26 protein-coding genes and 1 riboswitch are annotated in these 26,236 nt (G+C 34.6%); of the genes, 3 read left to right on the top strand and 23 right to left on the bottom strand.

Annotated elements, in window-relative coordinates; genetic code table 11:
* Positions 1-51: 51 nt before the first annotated feature.
* From topA to BM203_RS00505, 6 genes are all read right to left on the bottom strand, one after another.
* Positions 52-2,160 carry a type I DNA topoisomerase gene (gene topA, locus BM203_RS00530; protein WP_090091899.1) on the bottom strand — a complete coding sequence of 703 codons (2,109 nt, stop codon included), beginning with the start codon at positions 2,158-2,160 and terminating at the stop codon, positions 52-54.
* Positions 2,161-2,237: 77 nt separating this feature from the next.
* Positions 2,238-3,074, bottom strand: coding sequence for a DNA-processing protein DprA (dprA, locus tag BM203_RS00525; protein ID WP_090091898.1), 837 nt, complete (start codon positions 3,072-3,074; stop codon positions 2,238-2,240).
* Between the two features lie 52 nt (positions 3,075-3,126).
* Positions 3,127-3,882: a ribonuclease HII gene (locus BM203_RS00520; RefSeq protein WP_090091896.1), complete on the bottom strand. Its 756-nt coding sequence runs from the start codon at positions 3,880-3,882 to the stop codon at positions 3,127-3,129.
* Positions 3,879-4,718, bottom strand: a complete 840-nt coding sequence (gene ylqF / locus BM203_RS00515; protein ID WP_090091894.1) for a ribosome biogenesis GTPase YlqF — start codon at positions 4,716-4,718, stop codon at positions 3,879-3,881. The genes BM203_RS00520 and ylqF overlap by 4 nt, the downstream gene beginning before the upstream one ends.
* 48 nt (positions 4,719-4,766) lie before the next feature.
* Positions 4,767-4,997 (bottom strand): YozE family protein, encoded by a 231-nt coding sequence (locus tag BM203_RS00510; RefSeq protein WP_090091893.1) that lies wholly within the window; start codon positions 4,995-4,997, stop codon positions 4,767-4,769.
* Between the two features lie 6 nt (positions 4,998-5,003).
* Positions 5,004-5,864 carry a DegV family protein gene (locus BM203_RS00505; protein WP_090091891.1) on the bottom strand — a complete coding sequence of 287 codons (861 nt, stop codon included), beginning with the start codon at positions 5,862-5,864 and terminating at the stop codon, positions 5,004-5,006.
* Between the two features lie 119 nt (positions 5,865-5,983).
* Between BM203_RS00505 and trhA the strand changes: the two genes are divergently transcribed.
* On the top strand, positions 5,984-6,649 hold the full coding sequence (gene trhA / locus BM203_RS00500; protein ID WP_090091889.1) for a PAQR family membrane homeostasis protein TrhA: 666 nt from the start codon (positions 5,984-5,986) through the stop codon (positions 6,647-6,649).
* On the opposite strand, the gene BM203_RS00495 is transcribed toward trhA, so the two are convergent.
* A complete protein-coding gene (locus tag BM203_RS00495; RefSeq protein ID WP_090091887.1) occupies positions 6,635-7,828 on the bottom strand; it encodes a CCA tRNA nucleotidyltransferase in 1,194 nt (397 codons plus the stop codon). The two genes, trhA and BM203_RS00495, sit on opposite strands and share 15 nt — an antisense overlap.
* 102 nt (positions 7,829-7,930) lie before the next feature.
* Here BM203_RS00495 and BM203_RS00490 point away from each other — a divergent pair, with 102 nt between their 5' ends.
* Positions 7,931-8,818 carry a YitT family protein gene (locus BM203_RS00490; RefSeq protein WP_090091885.1) on the top strand — a complete coding sequence of 296 codons (888 nt, stop codon included), beginning with the start codon at positions 7,931-7,933 and terminating at the stop codon, positions 8,816-8,818.
* Positions 8,819-8,864: 46 nt separating this feature from the next.
* Here BM203_RS00490 and BM203_RS00485 read toward each other — a convergent pair whose 3' ends face one another.
* The 16 genes from BM203_RS00485 to BM203_RS00410 form a co-directional block, all read right to left on the bottom strand.
* Positions 8,865-10,115 carry a tetratricopeptide repeat protein gene (locus BM203_RS00485; RefSeq protein ID WP_090091883.1) on the bottom strand — a complete coding sequence of 417 codons (1,251 nt, stop codon included), beginning with the start codon at positions 10,113-10,115 and terminating at the stop codon, positions 8,865-8,867.
* Between the two features lie 111 nt (positions 10,116-10,226).
* The gene (locus tag BM203_RS00480) at positions 10,227-10,502 is read right to left on the bottom strand and encodes an HU family DNA-binding protein (RefSeq protein WP_090091881.1); all 276 of its coding nucleotides are present in this window, start codon (positions 10,500-10,502) and stop codon (positions 10,227-10,229) included.
* A gap of 182 nt (positions 10,503-10,684) precedes the next feature.
* Positions 10,685-11,995 carry a ribosome biogenesis GTPase Der gene (gene der / locus BM203_RS00475; RefSeq protein ID WP_090091880.1) on the bottom strand — a complete coding sequence of 437 codons (1,311 nt, stop codon included), beginning with the start codon at positions 11,993-11,995 and terminating at the stop codon, positions 10,685-10,687.
* A 64-nt stretch (positions 11,996-12,059) separates the two neighbouring features.
* Positions 12,060-13,265, bottom strand: coding sequence for a 30S ribosomal protein S1 (rpsA, locus tag BM203_RS00470; protein WP_090091879.1), 1,206 nt, complete (start codon positions 13,263-13,265; stop codon positions 12,060-12,062).
* Positions 13,266-13,325: 60 nt separating this feature from the next.
* Positions 13,326-14,012, bottom strand: a complete 687-nt coding sequence (gene cmk / locus BM203_RS00465; protein WP_090091877.1) for a (d)CMP kinase — start codon at positions 14,010-14,012, stop codon at positions 13,326-13,328.
* A 41-nt stretch (positions 14,013-14,053) separates the two neighbouring features.
* Entirely contained in the window at positions 14,054-14,503 is a 450-nt protein-coding gene (locus BM203_RS00460; protein WP_090091876.1) for a LysM peptidoglycan-binding domain-containing protein, read from the bottom strand.
* A 109-nt stretch (positions 14,504-14,612) separates the two neighbouring features.
* Positions 14,613-15,296, bottom strand: coding sequence for an ECF transporter S component (locus BM203_RS00455; protein ID WP_374955766.1), 684 nt, complete (start codon positions 15,294-15,296; stop codon positions 14,613-14,615).
* 85 nt (positions 15,297-15,381) lie between these two features.
* A riboswitch (FMN riboswitch) is annotated at positions 15,382-15,496 on the bottom strand.
* A 27-nt stretch (positions 15,497-15,523) separates the two neighbouring features.
* Entirely contained in the window at positions 15,524-16,243 is a 720-nt protein-coding gene (locus BM203_RS00450; protein WP_090091874.1) for a pseudouridine synthase, read from the bottom strand.
* Between the two features lie 2 nt (positions 16,244-16,245).
* The gene (gene scpB / locus BM203_RS00445; RefSeq protein ID WP_090091872.1) at positions 16,246-16,851 is read right to left on the bottom strand and encodes an SMC-Scp complex subunit ScpB; all 606 of its coding nucleotides are present in this window, start codon (positions 16,849-16,851) and stop codon (positions 16,246-16,248) included.
* On the bottom strand, positions 16,841-17,578 hold the full coding sequence (locus tag BM203_RS00440) for a segregation and condensation protein A (RefSeq protein WP_205755873.1): 738 nt from the start codon (positions 17,576-17,578) through the stop codon (positions 16,841-16,843). Before BM203_RS00440 ends, scpB begins: the two co-directional genes overlap by 11 nt.
* The gene (locus BM203_RS00435; protein ID WP_090091868.1) at positions 17,575-17,931 is read right to left on the bottom strand and encodes a reductase; all 357 of its coding nucleotides are present in this window, start codon (positions 17,929-17,931) and stop codon (positions 17,575-17,577) included. The genes BM203_RS00440 and BM203_RS00435 overlap by 4 nt, the downstream gene beginning before the upstream one ends.
* A gap of 7 nt (positions 17,932-17,938) precedes the next feature.
* On the bottom strand, positions 17,939-18,838 hold the full coding sequence (xerD, locus tag BM203_RS00430) for a site-specific tyrosine recombinase XerD (protein ID WP_090091867.1): 900 nt from the start codon (positions 18,836-18,838) through the stop codon (positions 17,939-17,941).
* Entirely contained in the window at positions 18,831-19,718 is an 888-nt protein-coding gene (locus BM203_RS00425; protein ID WP_090091865.1) for a CvfB family protein, read from the bottom strand. Before BM203_RS00425 ends, xerD begins: the two co-directional genes overlap by 8 nt.
* A 158-nt stretch (positions 19,719-19,876) precedes the next feature.
* Complete coding sequence (gene pyk / locus BM203_RS00420; RefSeq protein ID WP_090091863.1) at positions 19,877-21,646, bottom strand: pyruvate kinase; 1,770 nt, start codon at positions 21,644-21,646, stop codon at positions 19,877-19,879.
* Between the two features lie 24 nt (positions 21,647-21,670).
* Complete coding sequence (gene pfkA / locus BM203_RS00415; protein ID WP_090091861.1) at positions 21,671-22,630, bottom strand: 6-phosphofructokinase; 960 nt, start codon at positions 22,628-22,630, stop codon at positions 21,671-21,673.
* Between the two features lie 156 nt (positions 22,631-22,786).
* Complete coding sequence (locus BM203_RS00410; RefSeq protein ID WP_090091859.1) at positions 22,787-25,915, bottom strand: DNA polymerase III subunit alpha; 3,129 nt, start codon at positions 25,913-25,915, stop codon at positions 22,787-22,789.
* A gap of 107 nt (positions 25,916-26,022) precedes the next feature.
* On the opposite strand from BM203_RS00410, the gene BM203_RS00405 reads away from it, so the two are divergent.
* Positions 26,023-26,229, top strand: a complete 207-nt coding sequence (locus BM203_RS00405; protein WP_090091857.1) for a DUF2929 family protein — start codon at positions 26,023-26,025, stop codon at positions 26,227-26,229.
* Positions 26,230-26,236 lie beyond the last annotated feature (7 nt).

Here is a 26,236-nt window from a genome sequence, read left to right as displayed (position 1 = left end):
AAGAATATCATCAAATCAGATTGATTTGATGATATTTACATAAATTTAACTTTATTGGTTTTCTTTTTCTTCTTCCCTTGGTTCTTCGCTGTAATCACCATTAGGGCATAACACAACTAAATTGTGTTTACTTCTTTTTTCAACTAAGAAATGGCCATCATTAGGGCATTGGCGACTAATCGGCTTATCCCATGAAACAAAATCACATTCTGGGTAACGAGAGCAACCATAAAATTTACGGTTACGTTTGGATTTCTTTTCAACCACATCCCCCTTACCACATTTGGGACACAAAACACCTATTTTTTTAACAATTGCTTTCGTATTACGACATTCTGGAAAGCGCGAACAAGCATAAAATTTGCCATAGCGGCCCATTTTAATGACCATGGGCGCACCACAGATATCACAATTAAAACCTGCTGGTTCATCTTTAATCTGAACTTTTTTAATGTCGGCATCAGCTTTATCTAGTTCCTTTTTAAAGGGATGATAATATTCATCTACCACCTTTACCCAATTCTTCTGGCCCGCTTCAATGCTATCTAAGTCATTTTCTAATTGAGCTGTAAAATCAATATTAACAATGTCTGGGAAAAATTTTTCAATTAAATCGTCAACAATTTCACCCAATTCTGTTGGTACAATAGATTTAGCTTCTAATTTAACATAATAACGTCGCTGCAGTGTATCAATTGTCGGAGCATAGGTTGAAGGCCGACCAACACCATTTTCTTCTAGAGCATGAACTAAACTAGCTTCAGTATATCGAGCTGGTGGTAGAGTGAAATGCTGCTTATTATCAGATTTTGCTAATTTAACAATATCACCATTTTCCAATTCAGGTAATTCACTACTTTTTTCTTGTTGATTGTCATATACCTTAGTAAAGCCAGCAAATTTCATTTTTGAACCTGTAGTTCTAAAAATCACCCCATTTTGTTCAGCATCTGCTCTAACTGTGTCATAAACAGCTGGTGTCATTTCACTGGCTAAAAAGCGTGACCAAATCAACTTGTATAAACGATATTGCTCAGTAGTTAACACTGCTTTAAGTGACTCCGGTGTACGATAAACGCTAGTTGGCCGAATTGCTTCATGAGCATCTTGGGCATCTTCTTGATTTTTAAAATGCCGCGCCCCTTTAGCTGCATATTGGGCACCATATTTTTCATTCAAAAATTTAGATGCTTCAGCCTGGGCTATTGGAGATATTCGTTTGGAGTCTGTTCTCATATATGTAATTAAGCCGACCGTACCTTCTTTACCTAAGCTAATTCCCTCATATAACTGCTGGGCAATGCTCATAGTTCTTCTAGTACGATAACTTAATCGCTTATTGGCTTCTTGTTGCATTGTTGAAGTTGTAAACGGGGCAGCTGGTTGGCGCCGACGTTCACGTTTAACAACATTATTAATATTAAATTCTTGCTTTTTATCAATTTTAGCTAAAACATTTTTGACAGCGTCATTATTGGGTAAGTCCTGTTTTTTACCATTAATTCCCCAAAACTGGGCTTTAAATATTTTAGTTTTTTTCTTAAATTCAGCATCAATTGTCCAGTATTCTTCAGGCTTAAAATTATTTATTGCTTTTTCACGATCAATCACAAGCTTAAGCGCAACAGATTGAACACGCCCAGCACTCAAACCTTTTTTTACTTTATCCCATAAAATGGGTGATAAAGAATAACCAACTATTCGATCTAAAATTCGGCGAGCTTGTTGGGCATTAACTGTATCCATATTAATTGCCCGTGGATGCTTGAAACTGTTTTTGACAGCATCCTTAGTAACCTCATTAAAAGTAACTCTATTTTTAGCTGTATCATCCAAATTTAAGGCATGGGCCACATGCCAAGCAATAGCTTCTCCTTCACGATCGGGGTCAGAAGCCAAATATACTTCTTTAGCTTTTTTGGCTTCTGCTTTCAATTCCTTAATTGTGTCACCTTTACCACGAATTGAAATATATTTAGGCTCGTAGTGATTTTCAAAATCAATCCCCATTTGTGATTTAGGCAGGTCACGAATGTGTCCCTTAGAAGCAATCACACGATAGTTACGTCCTAAATATTTTTCAATTGTTTTAGCTTTAGCCGGCGATTCAACTATTACTAATGTTTTTTTACGCTTTTTTGGCTTTGACTTAGTAGGCATCAAAAGCCTCCTCATTAATTTTCTTAATTTTAGTACTAGACTGAGAATAGAATATTTATTGGCTAATTGTCAAATCTTTAAAGTTGAAATTCAAAATCCGTAATTGGACAAGCCCCAGCTGCAATTAACTTGTTAGGTCCTGCAGAAAGGAGACTAGTAATTGGCCCCGGGATGGCAAATATATCACGATTTTCTTGTAAAGCTAAGTTAGCTGTTATCAATGAGCCAGACTTTTCCTTAGCTTCAGTTACAATCACACTTTGTGCAATGCCAGCTAAAATACGATTACGCTCTGGAAATCGAAAGGGTCTGGGTGGAGTATCAGGTAGGTACTCACTTAAAATTAGACCAGATTTAGCAATTTGCTCTTGAACCTGATAATTACTCATGGGATAAAAATGATTAAGTCCATTCCCTACTACAGCAATAGTCTTACCTTTATTTTTTAAGGTTGCTTTGTGCGCCATGACGTCTACCCCTTTGGCTAGACCACTGGCAATTACTATCTTATTTTTGATTAAATTAGGTACCAACTTATCCAACACTACTTGACTATAATTAGTAGCCTGCCTAGCGCCAACAATTGTTACTATTTTATTTTTTAATAAACTCAAATCTCCTTGAGTAAATAAAACTAAAGGTGGCCGATAAATTTGACGCAAGGCGTCTGGATATTCATTATCAAAAAAACTAATGGGGTAACACTGTTTCTTAATACGAATAATAATTTTTTCTATCCCTGTATCATTATACGCAGCTAAGCATGACTGAGTTAAATTATCAGGCAAATTCATATTCTTAATAGTCTGAATACTGATATCATTGCTAGTGATTTGACTAGCAATTCGTAACATTTTAACATAACCAATATTTTTTTGTAGTTTTAGACGTAAAAGAAAATCTGTTATTTTCATAAAAAATCCTCCCATTTGTATAATACGCAGAAAAGGAGGCAGATTTTTTATTTTACTTATAAAAATCACTTACTGGAGCAAAAGTTTTACGGTGAATCGGCGTCGGACCATATTTTTGTAATGCTGCAATATGGTCCTTAGTGCCATAACCCGCATTACAATTAAAATGATATTCGGGATAAATATCATGATAATCTTCCATTAACTGATCACGAAAAACTTTCGCAATAATCGAAGCTGCTGCAATCGAATTAGATTTAGCATCCCCTCTAATCAAGCGCTCTTGCGGCAAGTTAATTGGCACATTCATCGCATCAACTAATAATGCATCTGGTTTTAAGTCCAATCCTTTTACCGCATCAGCCATTGCTAAACGATCAGCCTCATAAATGTTAATTTGATCGATTACTTGGGCACTCTTTATTCCTATAGCTACACTGACTGCCTTTTGTAAAATTAATGGATAGAGCTCTAAACGTTTAGTTCCACTTAATTTTTTAGAATCATTGACTTCAATAAGATCAAAACTATCGTCTAAAATAACTGCCGCAGTAACTACCGGACCAGCAAGCGGTCCCCGCCCTACTTCATCTACTCCAGCTACAATCTTTTTTTTCGACCAATATTTTTTTTCATAAAAAAAACGATTATTAAAGGCAAGTTTTTTTTCGGCAAACTTTGCTTTACGTTTATAATAGCTTGCTAATAATTTTTGGACGCCAACTCTTGAATCTAACGAAAACATTGCTAAATCTGACTCACTAACATTATCTTCAGTTAATAACTGTTTTATTTCAGTAATCTTCATAGACGATCAAGCGTAATCCTTCCCACCTTACCTTTACGAAGCCGTTGTAGTAAATACAAAGAGAAACGGTCATAGTCATCGCGCATGCCATATTCTTCAGTAAGTGCTAATAACAAATCAGTATTATTAATCTTCTCTACTCGATCTTTGGTCGAACGAGTAAATCTCACCAAATCAGCTAAATAATTTTTGCGCAAACTTGCAAGCAAAAATAAAGCAACATCATCTGCACTAAAAATTGTATCTTTAATTGCTCCAAACGCAGCTAACTTATAACCAACATCTTGATCTTCAAATTTAGGCCACAAAATTCCTGGCGTATCAAGTATTTGAATATTAGACTGCGTTTTTAGCCAAGTTTGTCCCTTAGTAACGCCTGGCTTATTACCAACTACTGCCACATTACGTCCAACTAAACGATTAATAATTGTCGATTTCCCGCAATTAGGTACACCAGCTACGGCAATTCTAATTATAGGATTAGTAGCTCCTTTGGCTTCACGCTGTTTAATTTTTTCATTGGCGGCATTTTTAATCATACGAACTAAAACTTGCATATTATTACTATGCAAGGAGTCCATTGCCATAACAAATTTACCTTTGCCAGTTAATTTTTTTTGCCAAAGCTTGGTCATTGTAGGATCTGCTAAATCTGCTTTATTTAAAATAATTAAATGCGGTTTATCACCAACTAAGTCTTCAATCATTGGATTTCTTGATGATTGTGGAATTCGTGCATCCAATACTTCAACTAATACATCAATTAAGCTCATCTTATCTTCAAGTTGATTACGAGCTTTATTCATATGACCTGGATACCACTGAATTTTAGCCATTACTATCTTGCCTTCTTTACACTAAAAGGTCTATGTGACCATATATAATTAATATGACATCTTTTCGCGGTACATTTGATATGCTTCATCAAAAATACTCATATTTGGTAAATAACCTGCATTTAATTCCAAATAATTAGACAATTCTTCATAACTTTGCTCTTGCTTAGGAAAAGTTTGATCATTTTGAGCATTATTTGCAAATTGTGCTACATCATCTTTTGCATCTGCACTACACTGGGTCATTAAATAACGATAAAAGCTCTCTCGATATGACAATATGTTTTACTCCGTATAATATAAAATGGCATACGCATCCATACCAGCATGGGTGGCAATAATAGGACTAGTTTCACGTACCAATACATTAATATTTGAATTAATATCTTTTATTTTTTGAGCCAAATCAAGTAATTTTTCTGGTACTCCACCAGTTGAAACATAAGAAATGCCCACTTCCTTAATACTATCTTTGTTAGCCGCTATATCAGCTAAAACGCGTTGATCAAAGGCAAGCGAAAACTTTTTGCCACGGCCCTTTTTAGCAATTTTTAATTCTCCACCTGGCATCTGTAATTCAATTCTAATATTAAGTAAATTAGCAATCTTCCCAGAGATAGGACCTAAACGTCCACCTTTAATAACATTTTCTAGGTTCACAATCATCATCCGCAAACGCTGCGTTTTTTTAATGTTTTCAATATGCTCTAAAATTTGGTTAACTGTTTTGTTAGATGCAACATCACGTGCAGCAGCTAAAACTTGTAGTCCCTCAGCTCGATCTGTTAATTCTGAATCTACAATATGAACAGCATCAGGCTTATCAGCCATATTGGCTGCTTGCCTTGCTGCATCAATCGTACCACTTAATGCTTTGGCTAAAAATATACCGATGACTTCACTACCATCTGCTGTCAAATCATTAATTGCTTTTATGATAGTCCCGATTGGTGGTTGACTTGTTTTGGGTAATTCTTTTGCAATAACCATTTCATCAACAAATTGTTGTCTAGTGATTTCTACCCCATCTAAATAGGTTTTACCTCCAACGGTTACCGATAACGGTACGACTGTAATATTATATTTTTCTATTTCTTCTGGCGTCAATTGTGCCGAAGAATCTGTCAAAATTTTAATTTCTGACAACTTTACTCGCCCTCAATTCTGAATTGCTATCACATTTTTATGATAGAATATTAATATCAATTATTTGTATTATATCAAAAAAATAAACAAAAAGAAGAAAGTGAGTGGCTTGATTCATTATGAAATTAAAAGAATTTTGGCAGGAGCCGCAAAAAAGAACAAAAAGATACTATATTATTGACAATACGCTGAGTGCTATTACACATGGCATCGGCTTTTGTCTCGCTATAGCTGGATTAATTTTATTAATTATTAAGGCTATTTCAACCCATAGTACAGTAAGAATTATTACCTTCAGTGTTTATGGAATTTGCTTATTATTACTGTACCTTTTTTCAACCCTTTTTCATAGTTTAATATTTACGAAAGCACGAAATATATTTCAAATTTTTGATCATTCCTCAATTTTTCTTTTAATTGCTGGTACCTATACGCCTTATTCATTAGTAGCCATTGGTGGCAGATGGGGTTGGTTCTTGTTTAGTTTAGTTTGGCTATTAGCAATTCTGGGCATACTTTACTACATTTTCAATCGGGGCAAACATCGTATTTTAGATACCATAATATATGTTGGTATGGGCTGGTTAGTAATTTTAGTCGCCCAACAGCTATATGTTCGTCTGAGCCCAACTGGATTTTGGTTACTAGCTAGTGGAGGAGTAGCATATACTGTCGGAGCATTTTTTTATACCATGAGACGCATTCCTTATATACACGTTATTTGGCACCTTTTTGTTATTTTAGCATCTGCTTTAATGTATTTTTCAGTTTTATTCTACGTTTAAAAAGGCCGCAATTGCTTCTGGGCTATTTTCTAATTCACCTGCAACAACTGCTTTTTTGATTGTTAGCAATAAATTGCCTAACTCCGGCCCCGGTTTAATTCCCAAGTTAATCAAAAAACGACCATCAACCGCTAAATCAGCGGCTTTTTTTATTGGTAAAGCCCGATATCGGTTAACCAGGATTTCTGAACTAATTGGTTGTCCTAAAATACGTGCAACATCAATTGTATTCATTAAAGTTCCCTCACCAGCCTCAAATAATTCAAAATCTGTTGGCACATGAGCAGAAATCACATCAAATAAGGTAATAATTTTTTCTACCTTATTAGTCATTAAATTAGAATTTTTCCAACTACGCATAAAGCTCGCTATTTGGCGGTTAGGAATCTTAAGTAAAATAGCTATCACACTCCAGAGACTCGTTTCTAAGTCCGGATTAAACTTTAAATTGGGATAGATCGCTAGCAGGTTTTTTTTACCAGCAAAATTTGGAACTTCTTCACTAAGATGGGTATTCAAAAATACTGCAAAAGCTCTTCTAGAATCATTCCCTAATCCCATTTTTACAAATTCATCTCGAATCCGTTCAACTGAAATTTTGGCTAGCAACGGATGCAACTCTTTTAGTGCAGTTGCTGTTTGTTTTTCTAATTTGAAACCTAGTTGACTCATAAATCGGACCGCACGCATCATTCTTAAAGCATCTTCATGAAATCGTTCTAACGGATTGCCAACTGCTTTGATTAAATGCTTATGTAAATCACTTAATCCATCAAATAAATCAATGATATCTCCACTAGTATTCATTGCCAGAGCATTTATAGTAAAATCGCGTCGTTTAAGGTCCTCAGCTAAACTACGTACAAACGTCACTTTATCAGGGCGACGAAAATCTTGATAGCCTGATTCAGTCCTAAAGGTTGTTATCTCATAACTTTCCCCATGATGTAAAACTGTTACTGTACCATGTTTAATTCCGGTATCAATTGTTTTAGGAAAAAGCTTCTTAACCTCTTCAGGATAAGCACTTGTTGCGATATCAATATCATGTATTGGCCGCTTTAGCAACAAATCACGAATTGATCCTCCAACAAAATACGCTTCATATCCAGCTTGTTCTAATATTTCCAGCACTGGTAGTGCCGATAAAAAAATTGAAGGTAATTTATCTATTTTCATTCTTAATCAACTCATTTAACTTAGTATTTTTATTTTCAAAAGACTTTATTTCTGGTATGTTTAAGGGGCTATATTTAAGAAATTAAAAGAAAGATTTATATTATGTCAAAGTTTAATAAACACAATCTTTTAGAATTGTTAATGATTATGCTAGGCTGCGCTATTTATGGTATTAGTCTAGATATGATCTCAGCTCCAAATAATTTAACTGACGGTGGTATAAGTGGTATCTCACTACTTTTACGTCATTTTTGGGGAATTAATATGGGACTATCATCCCTTTTATTAAATATTCCCTTAATTATTCTAGGTTATCGTTACATGGGAAAGCGTCTTTTAGCCTATACAATTTGGGGGACACTTTGGTTATCCTTCTTTTTATGGTTTTGGCGCTTGGTACCTATTATATCGCAATTAAATCTAGAACACGACCTCTTCTTATCCTCAATAATGGCTGGGACTTTGTCAGGAATTGGACTAGGACTAGTTTTTCGCTACAACGGTACTTCTGGCGGCGCAGATATTATTGCCCGTATTTTACAAATGAATTATGGTATTTCTTCTGGTAAGGTTTTGTTAATCTGTGATGCACTAGTACTCTTGGCCTCGCTTTCATATTTGGATATTAAACATATTATGTATACTTTGGTTGCTTCTTTTATTTTATCTCGGGTAATGGATGCCGTTCAGCAGGGAACAACATCAGCTAGAGGTCTATTAATTATTTCCAATAAATATCAAGAAATTGCTAAAATGATTGACTTGAAATTGGACCGCGGCTTTACTTATTTAGAAGCACAAGGAGGCTATAGTAAGCATAAGCGTCCCGTCATTTATTTAGTTGTGTCGCCAAGAGAATTGCCTGCTATTAAAGATTTAATAGCTGCAGAAGATCCTAAGGCATTCGTTAGCGTAATCAAAGTTCATGAAGCTGTTGGTGAAGGCTTCACCTATAAGCAAAAGCAACGGCACTTTCTTATCCGAAAATAGTCTTTAATTAAAAAACTGTTGGAAATTCCAACAGTTTTTTGTTTAATTATAAATCAGCATACATTTCTTGCATTTCAAAATCTTCAGGTTCTAATTTTAAATATCTTTGTAGTAGTTGCTTCACAATATCAGTTGAGTGAGCCTGAGTTTTAAAAAAGCGAATCATCTGTTTTAAAAAGGCAGCGTTATCTTTGAATTCTGGATAAACCAATAGATACTCACTTTTAGCCTTATCGGCTTGTTCTAAATTTTGATATGACATAGCCATATTCCAATGTGCTCGCAGCTCAATTTCATCTTCAGCAACATTTTTGAACAATTGCAGATTTTCTGTATCCTTGCCTTCACGAAGGTATAAGTTAGATAACTGCAAGCGTAAATCTTCACTTTCAGGAATATTCTTCAAGCCCTTTTTAAGCAATTCCTCAGCCGTTTTATTATTGTTAAGCTTAACCGCCGCTAAGGCGCCTTCTACATACAAGACAGGATCAAATTCGTTGTATTCAATACCAGTTTGGGCCATATATAAAATTTGCTCATTATCATTCTTATGTTTATAAGCAGTAACTAACAAGCGATAAGCATTAGCATAGTCTGGACTCTGTTCAATAACTTCATTCAAATACTTAATTGCCAAATCATCTTCATTGACTGTTAATAACACTAATCCGGCTTGATATTTGCTATCAATGTCTAATAACGAACTATTATTACTTTTAATCACTTGGCTAGCCTCTTCATAACGACCTAATTTTGCTAAAGTTTGAAAAAGTCGGTCATTTAAACTAATTTCACCAAAACTTTCTTGTCGCTTTAATAAATCCTTATATAACTCAAGTGCATTCTCATATCGACCACTAAGATAATCTATCTCAGCTAAGCCAAATTTTATAACATCTTCATTGGGAGCAAGCTGAGATGCCTCCGTCAATTTACTATAAGCTGTTTCTAAAAAGCCATTGGTCTGATAATAATCTGCTTGTACTAAAAGACTATCAAGATAAGCTGGTGATGCATTAGAAATATTGTAAAGTAAAGATAAGCCATCGTCATCTTTGCCATCATTTAATAAAATTTCAGCTAAATAAATTTTAAAAATATCTTCCTTGGGAAATTGAGCGATAAGACTACGATAGACTTGTTTAGCTAAATCAGTAAAACCAATATTAGTTAAACTTTCAGCTAATGATGCTAAAATTTCTGGTTGGTCGCTATCTAATGCTTTCTTTAATAAAATATTTGCTTGAGAAAAATCTTGTTCTTCAATTGAATCAAGTAATTGTTCTGAATAGCTCATATTATTCCTCCACTTAATCAGATTACATCCAGGTGTCTATTATAGCTCTTTTATAAATTTTTTTAAGTAAAAAAAATGATGGCCAAAATACCATCATCTTTTTATTACAAACTATTTAACTGCCTCTTTAAGAGCTTTACCTGGTCTAAAAGCAGGAACAACACTTGCTGGTATCTCGATTTCATCACCAGTTTGTGGATTACGACCTTTACGAGCTGCACGTTGACGCACTTCAAAAGTACCAAAACCAATTAATTGAACTTTTTCATTTTTAGCAAGATCATCTTGAATTGAGCTAAAAATTGCATCAATAGCTGCAGCAATTTGCTTTTTAGTTAAATCGGTTTTTGATGCTACCTCATTAACTATATCAGCTTTATTTGCCATCTGGAATTCACCTCCCAAAATAAAATCTCCATCTAGAGATTCTTAACTTATCCTTCAAAAAAGAATAAGGAATAAATGATTATTTAAATCATCATTTCTCTGTTCTTAAAATAGCACAAAACCCTTAGTACAACAAGCAATTTAATCAAAATTTGTGTTTTTTATTATTTGCTAAATACAAACTATTTTCTTTTACGTGCAATAATCTTAACTGGAGTTCCAGAAAGATTGAAATTATTACGCAACTGATTGATTAAAAAACGTTGATATGAAAAGTGCATTAATTCTGGATCATTCACAAATACCACAAATGTAGGTGGCGCTGTAGCAACCTGGGTCATATAATATAATCTAAGTCGCTTACCCTTTATCATTGGTGCAGGGGCTAATTTACTTGCGTCAAGTAATAAATCATTTAAAATACTTGATTGGATACGTTGTGTTTGATTTTGATGCACTAATTTAACTAATTTTGCTATTTGATCAAGGTTTTGGCCAGTTTTGGCAGAAACAAATAAAATTGGCGCATAATCTAAATACTGAAATTCCTCTCTGATTACTTGTTCAAATTCTTTTCCACTATTACTAGTTTTTTTGGGCAAGTCCCATTTATTGACTACAATAATAATACCGCAACCAGCTTCATGGGCATAACCTGCAACATGCTTATCTTGCTCACGAATACCAGTACTTGCATCTAATACAAGACAAACTACATCAGAATGTTCAATTGCACTCATTGCTCGCATGACAGAATATTTTTCAGTTTTTTCGTAAACTTTACCACGACGCCTAATTCCAGCTGTATCGACAATTCGAAACTTAGTGCCTTCCTCGTCAATAAATGGAGTATCTACAGCATCTCGTGTTGTGCCTTCTTCATTATTAACAATTACCCGCTTTTCACCAACTAGTTTGTTAACAATAGAAGACTTACCAACATTGGGACGACCAATCACACTAAAACGTATTTGATCATCATTTTGTTGGTCTAAGTCTTTAGGCAGTTCACTCACTATACAATCAAGTAAATCTCCAATTCCAGTCCCATGAACACTTGAAATTGGTATTGGCGTTCCTAATCCTAAACTATAAAAATCATAAATATCCATTCTTTGTTCAGGATTATCGGCCTTATTTACAGCAAGAACAATTGGCTTTTTAGTTTGATAAAGCATCTGTGCAATCCGTTCATCTAAGTCAGTTAAATGATTAGTAACACTTGTCAGAATGACAATGACATCCGCTTCTTCAATTGCAATCTCTGCTTGCGCTCTTATTTCATCTTCAATTCGACTATTTTCCCAGGTTATTCCACCTGTATCAATCAAATCAAACTTATGCCCCATCCACTCAGCTTGAGCATAATTACGATCACGAGTAACGCCAGGCTTATCTTCAACGATTGCTAAACGCTCATTGATTATCCGGTTGAAAAGAGTTGATTTACCAACATTGGGTTGTCCTACAATTGCAACTACAGGTAAAACCATATTTCCAGCCTCCCTTAAAAATAAAAATGCCGACTTAACTTAAAGTCGGCATTTTTTATTAAAACTAACGACGATCTTTTAATTGGTCACCTATAATGTCACCTAAAGCAAAGCCACTGTCATCGCTATTCATATACTTTTTATTAACTGCGCTTCTATTGTAAGAATTGTGTGAACGTGTACTTTCACTATCTGAACTCTTAGCTTCAGTAGCTTTCATTGAAAGTGAAATTCGACGATCATTAGGGTCAATATTAAGTACTTTAACTTTAACTGTTTCGCCGACCTTTAAAACATCACTTGGTTTATCTACATGCTTATATGATATTTCAGAAACATGAACCAAACCTTGAATTCCATCAGCTACTTCAACAAAAGCACCAAAATTAGTTAAAGACTTAACTTCACCTTCAAAAATATCACCTTCATGAAGTTCTGCTGTTGCTTGTTCGAATGGGGATGGTTCAGTTTGCTTAATTGAAAGGGAGATGCGATGTCTGTCATCATCAATACCAATTACTTTAACTTTAACCTCTTGACCAGATTTTAAAACATCACTTGGTTTATCTACATGCTTATATGATATTTCGGAAATATGAACTAATCCGTCAACTCCACCAACATCAACAAAAGCACCAAAGTTAGTCAAACGAGATACCTTGCCTTCAACTATGTCTCCCACAACTAATTGTGATGCAACACTGTCAAAAGCTTCTTCACGCTCTTCTTCAATTAAATCTTTGTGTGAAAGAATCAGACGATTCTTACTTGGGTCAATTTCTGTAATCTTAAGTTTCATTGTTTTACCAATATATGGCTTAAGATCCGAAACGTAACGATTTGAGATAAGTGAAGCTGGTAAAAATCCTCTAGTACCAACGTCAACTAGTAAACCGCCACGAACTGAAGAAGTTACAGTACCCTCAATTGGATTGCCTGCTTCAAAATCTTTTCTTAGTTCTTCGTATGCTTCTCTTTCCTTTAAGCGAGTAACTGAGAAGAAAAATTCACCGTTTTCTTTATCGCCACCAGCTTTTCTTAAAACTAAAGCCTTAAAGTTATCACCTGGCTTAACAGCATCACGTAGATCGACGTTGCGATCTGAAGTGTATTCACGACGAGGAATTACACCTTCAACACCGGCATTTACAACACCGACATCGATTTGGCCTTCTTCAACATCCAACACTTCAACATCTACAATATCTCCGACCTCAACCCCTTGCATTTGCTTTAATGCATCTAAAAATTGATTACTATTTTCTGACATTATTTACCTCCCGATATCATAACCTAATTTTAAATGAAAGTTAGAGATTTTTCTACTGTTTTATCCCCTTTTTTCTAGTTTTTTTTGACTTTTTTTAATTTCTGCCAAAATTGCATCAACTACTTGGGCAATTGTCATATTTGTCGTATCAATTTCAATTGCACCGGCAGCTTTTCTTAAAGGAGAGATTTTGCGGTGAGAATCTTTATAATCACGAGCGGTAATATCTACTTCAATTTCTTCAATTGTTTGGGAATTTTTGATACCACGTTCTTTAAAATCTAGCATTCGCCTTTTGGCACGAGAATAAGCTGAAGCAATTAAAAATATCTTCACCTGGGCATTAGGCAAAACAGTAGTTCCAATATCACGTCCATCCATTACCACGTCCATTTTTCCAGCCATTTGTCTTTGAAGATCAACCATTTTTGCACGAATTCCAGCCAAAGCTGAAACTTGTGAAACATTAGCTGAAATTTCCGGAGTTCTAATTTCTTGTGAAACATCCTGCTTACCAACATAAACCCTTTGCTCATTGTTAACAGTTTGAAATTCTATTCCTTCTGCTTCAACTGCTTTTAAAATTTCTGCTTCATTACTATAATCTATACCATGCTTTTGGGCAATTAACGTACATGCACGATACATTGCTCCAGTATCAATATAAATAAAATTTAATTTTTGTGCGATCAGTTTTGCCACTGTACTTTTTCCAGCTGAAGCTGGACCATCAATTGCTACTTGCATTCCAATAAAAAAGGGACATTCAGTCCCTATCCTTTCTATATTTATTTCACTTTAAGTATTTGATTAACTTTAACTTGGCTATCTACATTGAGCTGATTTAGACTTGCGAGCTCTTCAATACTTAAATTAAATTTTTCGGCAATACTTGATAATGAATCTCCGCTTTTTGCTACATACTGTGTAGGCTTAGTTTGCACTTTTGGGGGGTGCCTTTTTTTCTTTTGTTCAACTTTTGGCTGAAGTCGGTTTTGAGGTACAACCGATTTTTTTAGCTTGTCATGCTTTTTTACCGATTTCTTTAATTCAACTACTTGCTCACTTGTTTGTCCATTTGCAGCTAAGTGATGCACAAGCGGTACAAGTGCAATAATACTCAGAACGAGAATAACCATCCACACAATCCACCCTCTTGATGTTGCTTTATGGATCACTGTTCTAGATTCACTTGGACGCTCGTAATGTAAATACGGGCCCTTGGGTTCATGGCTCATCTAAAATAAAAACCTCCTTCACTTAGCTTGTTTTATTTTAGCATATTTAATTATTATTTTGGATAAAAAAATCGACCTCATACGTGGTCGATTAAGATCTAGTAAAAAATTAATTTTTTAAATTAAAATAGCGCTGTACAAATGGCTTTAAACTACCCAAAACTGTTTCAAAAAGTAAATAAACTACTATGCCGTTAATGGCACCCTTAACTAAATTAAAAGGAACAATAATTCCTGCAATATAGCTGGTCATTGATGGAATATGAAGTAATTGCCTCAAGTAAACTTTTTCTGTAAAACTTAATAAACCCGAATAACCATCAATTTTTGGTAAATTGGGCACAGTTGTTACAGCATAAACAGGGGTCAAAACTAATGCATTGAGTACAGACAAAACTAAAGTCATTGCAATAATTCCTAAAATAACTCCTAATATTGGTTGTAGATGTCTTTTTACCATATTTTTCTCATGAACATCAATTTTTTTAGTGAAAAAGTAAAAAGGCAATGCAAATGAAATTGTTGCCACAAAAGCTGCTAATTGACCTACTATACTCGGCAATGAAAAACCTTTATAAATTAAAGAAATAAACATTCTAATAAAAGCAATAAATATTCCTGGCCCAGCGCCGAATAAAAATGTCCCAATAGTAACAATTACGTCTGAAAAATCAAACTTTAAAAAACTTGCTACTGGCAAGGGAAATGCAATAAACATCAAAATAAATGCAATTGTACCAATCAACGCATAAGCAATAATATTGGCCAATTTACTTCCATTCTTTGTTTTCAATGAACTTACCTCCGAAAAAATAATTGGTCTATTGCTTCTAGCAACAGACCAATTAAAAGTAAGTATCATCTTGGCTCTTAGTTTAGTCTGTCTTCTTTCATCTAGACTTTAACTATCGGTATCTTAAACGATTCCACCACTTACGTGGGTCGTGGACTTTCACCACCGGTCGGGATTTTCACCCTGCCATGAAGACAACAAACTCGATATTTAACTACAATATAATACTAATCTACCTGCTTTAATCTGTCAACCTCAGCATGACTTAATTCACGGTACTTACCAGAAATTAATGAATCTAAGGTTAAAAAGGAATATCTTTCGCGTGAAAGTTTTCTTACTTGATGATTAACGGCTTTAAACATCCGCTTCACTTGGTGATAATGACCTTCATGAATCGTTAATTGCACTATTTGCATATTCTTCTTTTTATCCGTCCGAATAATTTTAACTTTTGCCGAAGCACATTTTTGATGATCAATCGTTACTCCTCGTTTAAGCAGCCCTATTTCTTCAGGCAGTAACTGACCATTAATTTTTGCTACATAGACCTTGGCTACTTCACTGCGTGGATGCATTAGTAAATTGGCTAACTGGCCATCATTTGTCATTAACAACAACCCTGATGTATCATAGTCAAGCCTACCTATGGGGTATAAACGATACGGTAAATCTTTAAAATAATCAGCTACCGTTTTTCTGCCTTTATCATCACTTACGGTTGAAACTACACCTCGCGGCTTATAAAAAAGATACGTATGCAAACTCTCACGTTCAATTGGTTCACCGTCAACCGTTATATTGCTAAAGGTATCTACCTTAGTACCAAGTTGGGTAATAATTGCGCCATCAACTGTTACCCTACCTTCTTCAATCATTTTTTCGGCTTTTCGGCGCGAGGCAATACCAGCTTCGGCAATTACTTTTTGTAAACGTTCTAAAACCATTATTATTCTCCTTTTGGCAACTTCGCTAAATTTTTATCTGCTTGTCCTTTAGTGGTAAATAAGTCAATTTCTCCATCAGCATTAATTTCGTTAACTTCAAAATCTTCAATTAACGGTAAATCGGCTAAACTTTGATATCCAAAGTATTGCAAAAAATAATCACTAGTAACATATAAATTGGGGTGTCCAGCAACATCCTTTTTACCTTGAACCTTAATTAATCCGCGCCAAATTAACGTTTGTAATGCACCTGATGAATTAACTCCCCGAATTTGATCAACTTCAATACGCGTGATAGGCTGTTTATATGCAATAATAGCTAATATTTCAAGCGCTGATTGACTCAAAGTTTTAGTTAAATCTCTTTGAAAAAAGCTAGTAACAGTTTTACTAACTTCAGGCCTAGTAGTCAGCTTATAATTATGATTAACATGTAGTACTTGTAATCCAGAATCAACGTTTGCTTTAAGTTGGCTAGTCAATTTGGTAGCCATTTCACCTAAAGCAGATTGCTCCACATGTAATAACTCACAAAGATTTTCACTCTCAATTCCGTTATCACCAGCAAGATACAATAATGCTTCTAGCTGAGCTATTTTACTTACCATTATTATCAATTCTTTCTAATTTTAAATCACCAAAAGTACAAGCTTGTTTAACCTTAATCTCCTTCTTCTTGCAAAGTTCAAGTAATGCTAAAAATAGACCAATAAAATCAGATAGATTTTGTAATTGATCTGTGCAAGAAAAAAAACTAATAACTTTATTCTCAGCGAGTTTTTCTCGCAAAAAATCAATCATTTGCGTTATAGATTTTGCTTTTACTTTGACTGAAGCAAGATTAGGATGGCGTAATTTTAAACGTTGTAAAATCACAATAAAAGTATTAGCTAAGTCAAATGAAGTTATTTGTCCTAAAGGTAGAGGTTGAATTTCTTTAGTTTGGGGCACACTCTCTTCTTTAGATGCTGTAATTGGTACTTTTTCATTACGTTCTTTAAAGTATGCCGAAATTTTTTTAAAAACAGAGTATTGAACTAATTGCTGAACTAATTCGTCTCTAGGGTCTTCTTCTGGTTCATCTTCATTGACAAAATCATTTTGTGGCAAAAGTGATTGTGATTTTATCCGCAATAATATAGAAGACATCACAAAATATTCACCAGCAATTTTCAAATTTAGTCGTTGCATTTCATGGAGATATGCCAAATATTGACTAGTAATTTGAGCAATCGGAATATCATAAATATCGATTTTTTGTGATTTAATCAAATGTAACAGTAGGTCAAGTGGACCTTCAAAATTTGGTAATTCTAAAGTTAGATTATTACTCATAATTCCTTATTTTTAAAATATTCAACTAATTTAGTAAATTCAGGCAGTGCCGTAATCCGTTTATCAGGATTATTGCATGCCAGTTCATGTATAATTTTACCTTTATACCTAAGTTGGCGATAGTTGGGAGACAATGAAAGATACCGAACGACAATAAAATCTTTATAATTTTGAATACCGATTACACCAATAAAATTTGAATTTAACTCACGATACAAATAAAGCTGAAACTCGCTACTATTTTTATTTAGTTTAATTTCTTCTTTTAAAACATTAATATTTTTAAAATCATCTAAATAAGACAAAAGTCCCATAGCAATTTTTTCATTGTCCTTCTTACATTCAATTAGCATAAATTACCTAAATTCGCGGATGCGTCTTTGAATATACTTCTAAAATGTGCTTTTGTGACAAATTAGTATAAATTTGTGTAGTACTAATGTCAGTGTGTCCTAGTATTTCTTGAACCACACGCAAATCGGCCCCATTTTCTAACAAATGAGTAGCAAAAGTATGGCGTAAAGTGTGTGGTGTTACATTTTTTTGAATTTGGGCTGTTTGACAATAATGCTTTATTATTTGCCAGACGGCCTGTCTAGTTAACGACCCACCACGGTTATTAAGAAAAATGTAATCATTATATTTGCCAACACTTAAAAGCAGTCCATCACGTACCTCTTTTTGGTATTTTTCAATCCAGGAGATAGCCACCTCACTGATTGGAATTAAGCGTTCCTTTGATCCCTTTCCAAATACCTTTAACAATCCTAAATCAGTATGTAAGTCGGTAAATTTTAAATTAATCAATTCACTAACTCTAATACCAGTAGCATATAGCGTTTCTAATAAAGCACGGTCACGTATGCCCAATTTTTTATTTATATCTGGTTGTTCTAAAAGGGTAGTTACCTCTTTAACACTTAAAGCGACTGGTAATAAATGTTGCTTTTTAGGTGAATCAATTTCTTGCATCGGATTTAACTTTTGAATATGCTGGCGTACAAGCCATTGATAAAATTTGCGTAAACTAGATATCATACGACTAATCGAACTGGTTGCTTTATTTTCATCCCGTAATTCAGCCAAAAATGCATCAATATCAATTGCCTTAGTTGGCCAAGAAGTTATCTTCTCTTTTTTTAAAAATATTAAAAAATTAGTTAAATCCTGCCGATAAGCGATACAAGTATTATTACTTAAGCCCCGTTCAATTTGACAATGTCTCAAATAATCATCAACATTTTCCTGTAAATTATTCATTTTCAATTGCTTTAGGATCTTTAATTAACGTGATTGTTCCAGCTACCTTATCTTCTGTAATATATTTTGCTTTAAGCAAATGACCTACTGCCCGTTTAAAAGAAGACTTAGATATACCAAAATAATTCTTAATTTCTTGAGCATCTGATTTATCGTAAAAAGGCAAAGTTAAATCACTTTTTCGGCGCAAACTCATTAAAATCATCTCAGCGTCTTCATCAATTTCTTCAAAGGCTCGTGGTAAACTGCTTAAATTTAAACGACCGTATTGACTCACTCCAATTACGCGACCCTTGAACTGTTCCCCTAAACGTAATGGTCTTCCCATTTGGGAAGAATGAACAAAGCCTAGATAATAATCGCTAGTAATAACAAATGCCCCTACCTCGCGGCTTGAATAAACGGTGCCAAAAATATCTTTATTTTCCATATTATTGGGAAAATGCGTCGATAACTGATTAAAAATATCTTCGTCAGCTAATTTGGCCCAAATACGATCTTTATGATCTGTTTCTAAATGAACCAAAAGTTGGTCATCTTTATGGGGCCAATGGCTTTTATCAAAGGGCAAGTCATCCACTGATACCACTACATCTTTATCAGGTAATCCTATATCAACAAAAACCCCCAAATCATATTTCACCTCAGTTACTTTACTCCAACCGTATTGATCAGCTTGAACAAAGGGCAAAAACTGCGTCATTTGGCGATTATGTTGCTTATCATCATATAAAAAACCTTGAATTTGATCACCCAAATTAGGTCTTTCGTCTTGTGTAAGTTCTTTTTGCTTTAATTCATAAGTTATTCCTTCAACTTGAACGTAAAATGAGTTCTCATTTTGATCAATTATCTTACCTGTTGCGATCGTGCCCAGCATTATCTGCACTCCCCTAAAATATAATATTTCTTTTCATTAAGTATAACATTTTAGAATAGTAAAGTGATATAAGTCAATATTAATTAAGGGCGAATACTTGATTAAAATTAAAATAGCCAGCCAATCGGCTGACTATTTTAATTATTTATTACTGCTAATTAAAGGTTAGCAATTTCACCTTGATAAATGGCACCACGACGTGCATCAACAGTAATAGTTATATTACTTGCAATTCTTTCAGTTGCATCAGTTACCCCAACTACAACAGGAATTCCAAGCGATAATCCTACAATTGCTGCATGAGAAGTCAATCCCGAAGCTTCAACTACTAAACCAGAAGCTTTTTTAATTGCAGGCAAGTAATCAGGATCAGTAGTCTTAGCAACAAGAATATCGCCTTCTTTAATTTGGCTATTGGCTTCTTCGGCACTGTTAACTACTAATGTTTTTCCTACAACGGAACCGTTACCAACACCTAGTCCTTGAGCTAGTTTGCTACCGATAATTTGCAACTTCATTAAGTTAGTTGTACCTGAATCACCAACCGGTACACCAGCAACGATAATTACTAAATCACCATCTTTAACATAACCTTGTTCCTTAGCAACCTTAGCAGCTACTTCAAACATATCATCAGTTGATGAAGGCTTGTCAGTAAGTAGTGCTTGTACACCCCAAGTAATTCCCAATGAACGTTGAATCTTTTCATCAAAAGTCAAAGCCAAAATATTTGCATTTGGACGATACTTAGAAATCATTCTTGCAGTATAACCAGAATTAGTAGCAGTAATAATTGTTTTAACTCCTAATTCTTGAGCTGTCCGAACTACTGATTCACCAATTGCTTCAGTAACATTAGAACCCTTGTACTCTTCAAATCTTTGCAAAGCCAAAGTATTGCGCTTAAGCAATTCGTCTTCAGTTCTTTCATCGATCTCGGCCATCGCTTTAACAGCATTAATTGGATAAAGACCATTAGCTGATTCACCAGATAACATTGTAGCATCTGTTCCGTCTAAAACTGCATTGGCAACATCAGAGACTTCAGCACGAGTCGGACGTGGATTTTCTTGCATTGAATCAAGCATTTGTGTGGCTGTGATAACTGGCTTACCCAGCGCATTAGCACGCTTGATTAAATCCTTTTGCACAAATGGAACATCGATAAATGGAATTTCTACTCCCATGTCACCACGAGCAACCATTAAACCATCTGAAACTTGTAAAATTTCATCAGCATTATTGATACCTTCTTGTGATTCAATCTTAGGATAAATCTTAACGTAATCACAACCAGCATCTTCGCAAAGCTTACGAATATCTAAAATATCCTGTGCCTTACGGGCAAATGAGGCAAAAATGAAGTTAATTCCATGTTCAAGACCAAATTTAATATCATCAGCATCTTTTTCAGTAATTCCTGGAAGACGAATTTCAACTCCAGGTGCATTAACACCCTTCTTTGATCCAATGACACCAGTATTTTGAGCTTCACAAACTAATTCTTTGTTAGCATCATCTTTTTCCTTGATTAACAAGTCGACCAAACCATCATCGATTAAAACGTGTCCCCCAACATGAGTGTCATCGTATAATCCTTCATAAGTGACATGAATTTTATCTTTGTTACCTGCTTGTGAATCATCCATTGAAACACGAATTTCATCACCAGTATTAATAGTAAACTTGCCACCTTCTTGATCAGTAGTTCTAATTTCAGCCCCTTTAGTATCTAATGCAATACCTAGAACTAAACCAGTTTCCTTTTCAACTTGGCGAACCATGTTCATCCGTGAAAGGTGTTCAGCATGGTCCCCGTGTGAGAAGTTAAAACGAAATACATTTGCACCAGCCTTAGCTAAAGCTGTAATAGTTGCAACATCATTAGAAGCTGGTCCTAACGTACTAACAATTTTAGTTTTCTTCATTATCTAAAAATCTCCTCAAATTGACTATTTAGTCATTTCTTTATTAATATCTATTAATGTTTCATCACTGTCATGTTTTCCATCAAATAAATCAAGGATATCATGAGTTTCAAGTTTTCCATTCTCCATACCGACAGCTAAACCGCCTTTACCATCAAGAAGTAACTTAACCGCATAATTTCCCATCTTTGTAGCATTGATTCTATCCAAAACAGATGGTGAACCACCACGTTGCATGTGACCTAAGATATTAGCTCGGGCATCAAAATCACCATACTTTAAAAGCTCGTTTCTAAAGTCATCGGCAGTCATCACACCTTCAGCTAATACGATAATACCATTATCCTTGCCATCTGCAAAGCCGCGTTTCAATGTTTCAGCAATTTCTTTAATATCATATGATTGCTCAGGAACAACAATTGCATCTGCACCACTTGCTAAACCTACCCGCATGGCAATATCACCACAATTGCGGCCCATCACATTAACAATGAACACGCGATGATGGCTACTTGCCGTATCACGAATTTTATCGATAGCTTGCATGGCTGTTTGGCATGCAGTATCTAATCCAATTGTATATTCAGTATATGGAATATCATTGTCAATAGTACCTGGCAAACCAATTGAATTAATGCCCAAGCGAGTTAAAGCAAGTGCACCATGATAAGATCCATCACCGCCAATTACGATAACAGTATCAATATCGTGCTTCTTTAATTGCTCCACACCTTTTTCTTGCACATCTTTTTGTGCAAATTCTGGATAACGAGCACTATAAAGAAATGTACCACCTAAATTAATCAAGTGGTCAACATTTTCAGCAGTTAGTGTAACAAAATCTCCTGCAACTAACCCGGCAAAACCATAACGAATACCAACAACACCAAGTCCATGATGAATAGCAGTTTTAGTAACAGCTCTAATAGCTGCATTCATACCAGGAGCATCCCCGCCACTTGTTAAAATACCAATTCGTTTCATGAATTCACCTCATCAAGATTTTATTGTGTAATTTCTCACATCAGTTAAATTCTAACATTAATTTATAAAAAAATCTCAAAAAAATTATATATTATCCCGTTTTGGCTAACTTTTAATGTGTTAGCGTTAACAGTTAATAAGTTGCTATTTGATACCCTAACTTTTAAAATTAACAATTTTTAATTTATTTAATAAATATTGTTTTCGGCTTGTATCATAACGATCATTTTGAACTTTTATTTCTAATAAGTAAATAGTACCGACCTTTAAGTTTGCTTTAAACTGGTCATAAACACCAGGAAAGATAACAATATCTTGGCGACTAGTTGAATCAGCAAACACACTAAAAGCCATTGCTGCCCCTTTTTTAGTCTTAATTAATTTTAAAGCCATTAATTTTCCAACGGCGATACCCGTTTCATTTATGTTAAATTGACTCAAAGGCTTGGCATTAAATTTTACTGCATATTTTTGTACAGCAATTAATGGCGACGTAAGCGTTGAAAAGCCTAAGGTTTCTTCTTCCATTTGCGCTTTTTCTTGTTTCGAAGGCATGGGAGCTTGTTTAAGTGGTACACCCCCTAGACTTTCTGAAAGAGCAATATTTTTACCTGTTAGTTCAACATTTTCAATGATTTCTTGACTATTTTCTAATAATTCATTGCGATTGGAATCCAGCCGATCAAAACAACCTGCTTTAATTAGCGTTTGAATCACTTTGGGTTGAATGAATTTAGGATCAACCTGCCGTAAAAAATCACTAAAAGATGTAAATTTACTTTTTGCTCGAACTTCAATTATTTGCTTTAAAAAATCAAGACGGATATTTTTAATGGCACGTAAACCAACAATTATTTTTCCATTTTTAATTTCATAATCTAAGCCGCTTTGATTAATATCTGGCGGTAAAATTTTCACCCCCAATTCTTGAGCTTGCATTACTAAATCATTTGTCTTCAACTGATTTGCACTTGTGGAATTCAACATTGCTGTATAAAATTCAGTCGAATAATGAACCTGTAAGAAAGCCAGCCAAAAGGCCAATTTGGTATAAGCAACCGCATGTGAGCGGTTAAAGCCATAATTAGCAAATTCTGCAATATAATTATAAACTTTTTCAGCTACGTCTTTATAACGGCCTTTCTTTATTGCACCAGCTATAAATTTACTACGTTCTTGTTCAATGACAACTTGATTTTTTTTCGACATTGCACGCCGTAAGATATCGGCTTCTCCTAGAGAAAAGCCAGCTAAAACTTGTGCGGTTTGCATAACTTGTTCTTGATAAACCAAGATACCATATGTTGGCGCTAATATTTTCTTTAAACTAGCATCTGGATAAGTTACTTTTTCTTTTCCCTGTTTTCGAGCAATAAAAGATGAAATATTTTGCATTGGGCCAGGTCGATAAAGCGCATTTACTGCCACTAAGTCTTCAAAATTATCTGGATGAAGCCGGCGTAACACCTCTTTGATACCACTTGATTCAAACTGAAAAATCAACCCTGTATTACCTGTTTGAAATAACCTGAGGGTTTCAAAATCATCAAGTGGAATTTGATTGGCATTAAATTTCTTCCCTTGAGCATGAATTAATTCCTCAGTTTCGCCTAAAATAGTTAAATTACGCAACCCTAAAAAATCAATTTTTAGTAGTCCTAAAGCTTCAACATATGCCTTAGTTTGCTGAGTAACAGGTATCCCAAATTGCCCTGCTTGCAAGCCACTAATTGCTGCAATTGAATTATCACTAATAACTAACCCTGCAGCATGAATGGAATAGTGCCGCGGTAAGCCTTCTAATTCTTGCGCCGTTTTAAATAACAGCTTATTTTTTTCATTTGCATTTACCAAGAGTTTCATTTCAGGAGAAGATTCATATGCTTGTTTTAGAGTAATCTTTCCTTTAGAAAAAGGAACACTATTTGACCATTTACTCAATTCGGCCTCACTTAGACCAAAAACTCTCCCAGTATCACGTAAAACCTGCTTTGCTGCTAAGGTACCAAAAGTAAGAATTTGAGCAGCGTGGTCCATGCCATACTTTTCGTACATATACTTAATTACAGCATCACGCCGATTATCTGGAATATCCAAATCAATATCTGGCATTTCATGCCGCGCAGGATTCAAAAAGCGTTCAAACAACAAATTATATTGAATTGGATCTACTTCAGTAATTTTCAAAGCATACGAGACAAGTGAACCACAAGCTGAACCACGTCCCGGTCCCATAGCAATATTCACACGGTGACAATAACTAACAACATCCCATACAATTAAAAAGTAATCATTAAAATCCATTTCATCAATCACTTTTAACTCGTAATCTAATTGATGCTGATATTGCATTGGCACAGTTTGTCCACTGAAACGCTGTTTCAATCCCTGTTGCGCTAACTCATTAAGATATTCTTTAGAAGTTTGAAACTTATTCTGTTTATACTTAGGTAAAACTGGCAATTGAAAGGTAATTTGTGCTGTACATTTATTAGCTATTTCCCATGTATTGCTGACTGCCTGATCAAGGTCTAAACTATGGTAACGCTCACTTATTTCCTCAGTTGAAGGTAAATAGTGCGAGCCACTTTGCTTTGCTAAAGATTGAACATCGGGTAATACACTACCATTTTTAACAGATTTTAAAGTATGCCGTAAGAATTGATTTTCGGGCTTTAAATAACGTGTATCTTCAACGCAAACTAAGGGTAGTTTAAATTGTTTAGCTAGCATTTTTACATATGAAATATAAACTTTTTGTTTTGGTGACCCGTAAACTCCTAAATACAATTCACTTGATTTGGGTATAATCCCAATTAGTTTTCGTACAAAATCATTGCCTAATCGTTCGTCTTGTCCTTGCAAATTCAAAAGTTCACTATAAGAATTGGCTGGAACAATTAAAATTAAATTGGTCAAATCTTTAGTTAGCTCTGTCAAAGTCAAAACTTTTTTATTAGTCCCGTTATCAGTTTTTAGGTTGATTCTGCTTGATAAGCGTAAAAGATTACGGTAACCGGCATCATTTTTTGCTAAGACAATCAAATCATATTGATTAAAAGTATCAATTAAGCCATTCACTCGAATTTGCATTCCTAAAAGTGGCTTAATACCTACTTCTTGAGCTAATTCGAAAAAATTTACTAACCCATAAGTAACATTAATATCTGTTAGGCTGATTGCCTCATAACCTTGTTTTTTGGCAGCTAGCAACAAGTCTTTAATTTTTGTTGGACTTTCTAACAATGTAAATGCACTAATATTCTGCAACGCAGCCATTTTCATTCTTCATGCCACCTTTCTTCCTAATATAAGTATACCAAAAACCACCTTTAAGATTTGAAATCAAACGCTAACTTTGTTAAAATTCATCTATGAAAGAGGGAACTTTTATGGGGCGATATATTGTAACTATTGGTTGGAGTATTGTTTATATGTTAATCGTTGGTTTTATTGCTGCACCTTTAACGCAGAACGTCTTTAATTTTGGTGAAGCTATAGTTGTAGGTATCATTTTTGGACTACTATTTGCAGCAACTATCCCAACAATTACAGCTCATTCAACTAAAGATAAAAATAAGTATTCAAATTTCAAATAAAAAAGCA

The organism is Lactobacillus bombicola (assembly GCF_900112665.1).
GTDB lineage: Bacteria > Bacillota > Bacilli > Lactobacillales > Lactobacillaceae > Lactobacillus > Lactobacillus bombicola.
This window is presented reverse-complemented; position numbering and strand designations above follow the sequence as displayed.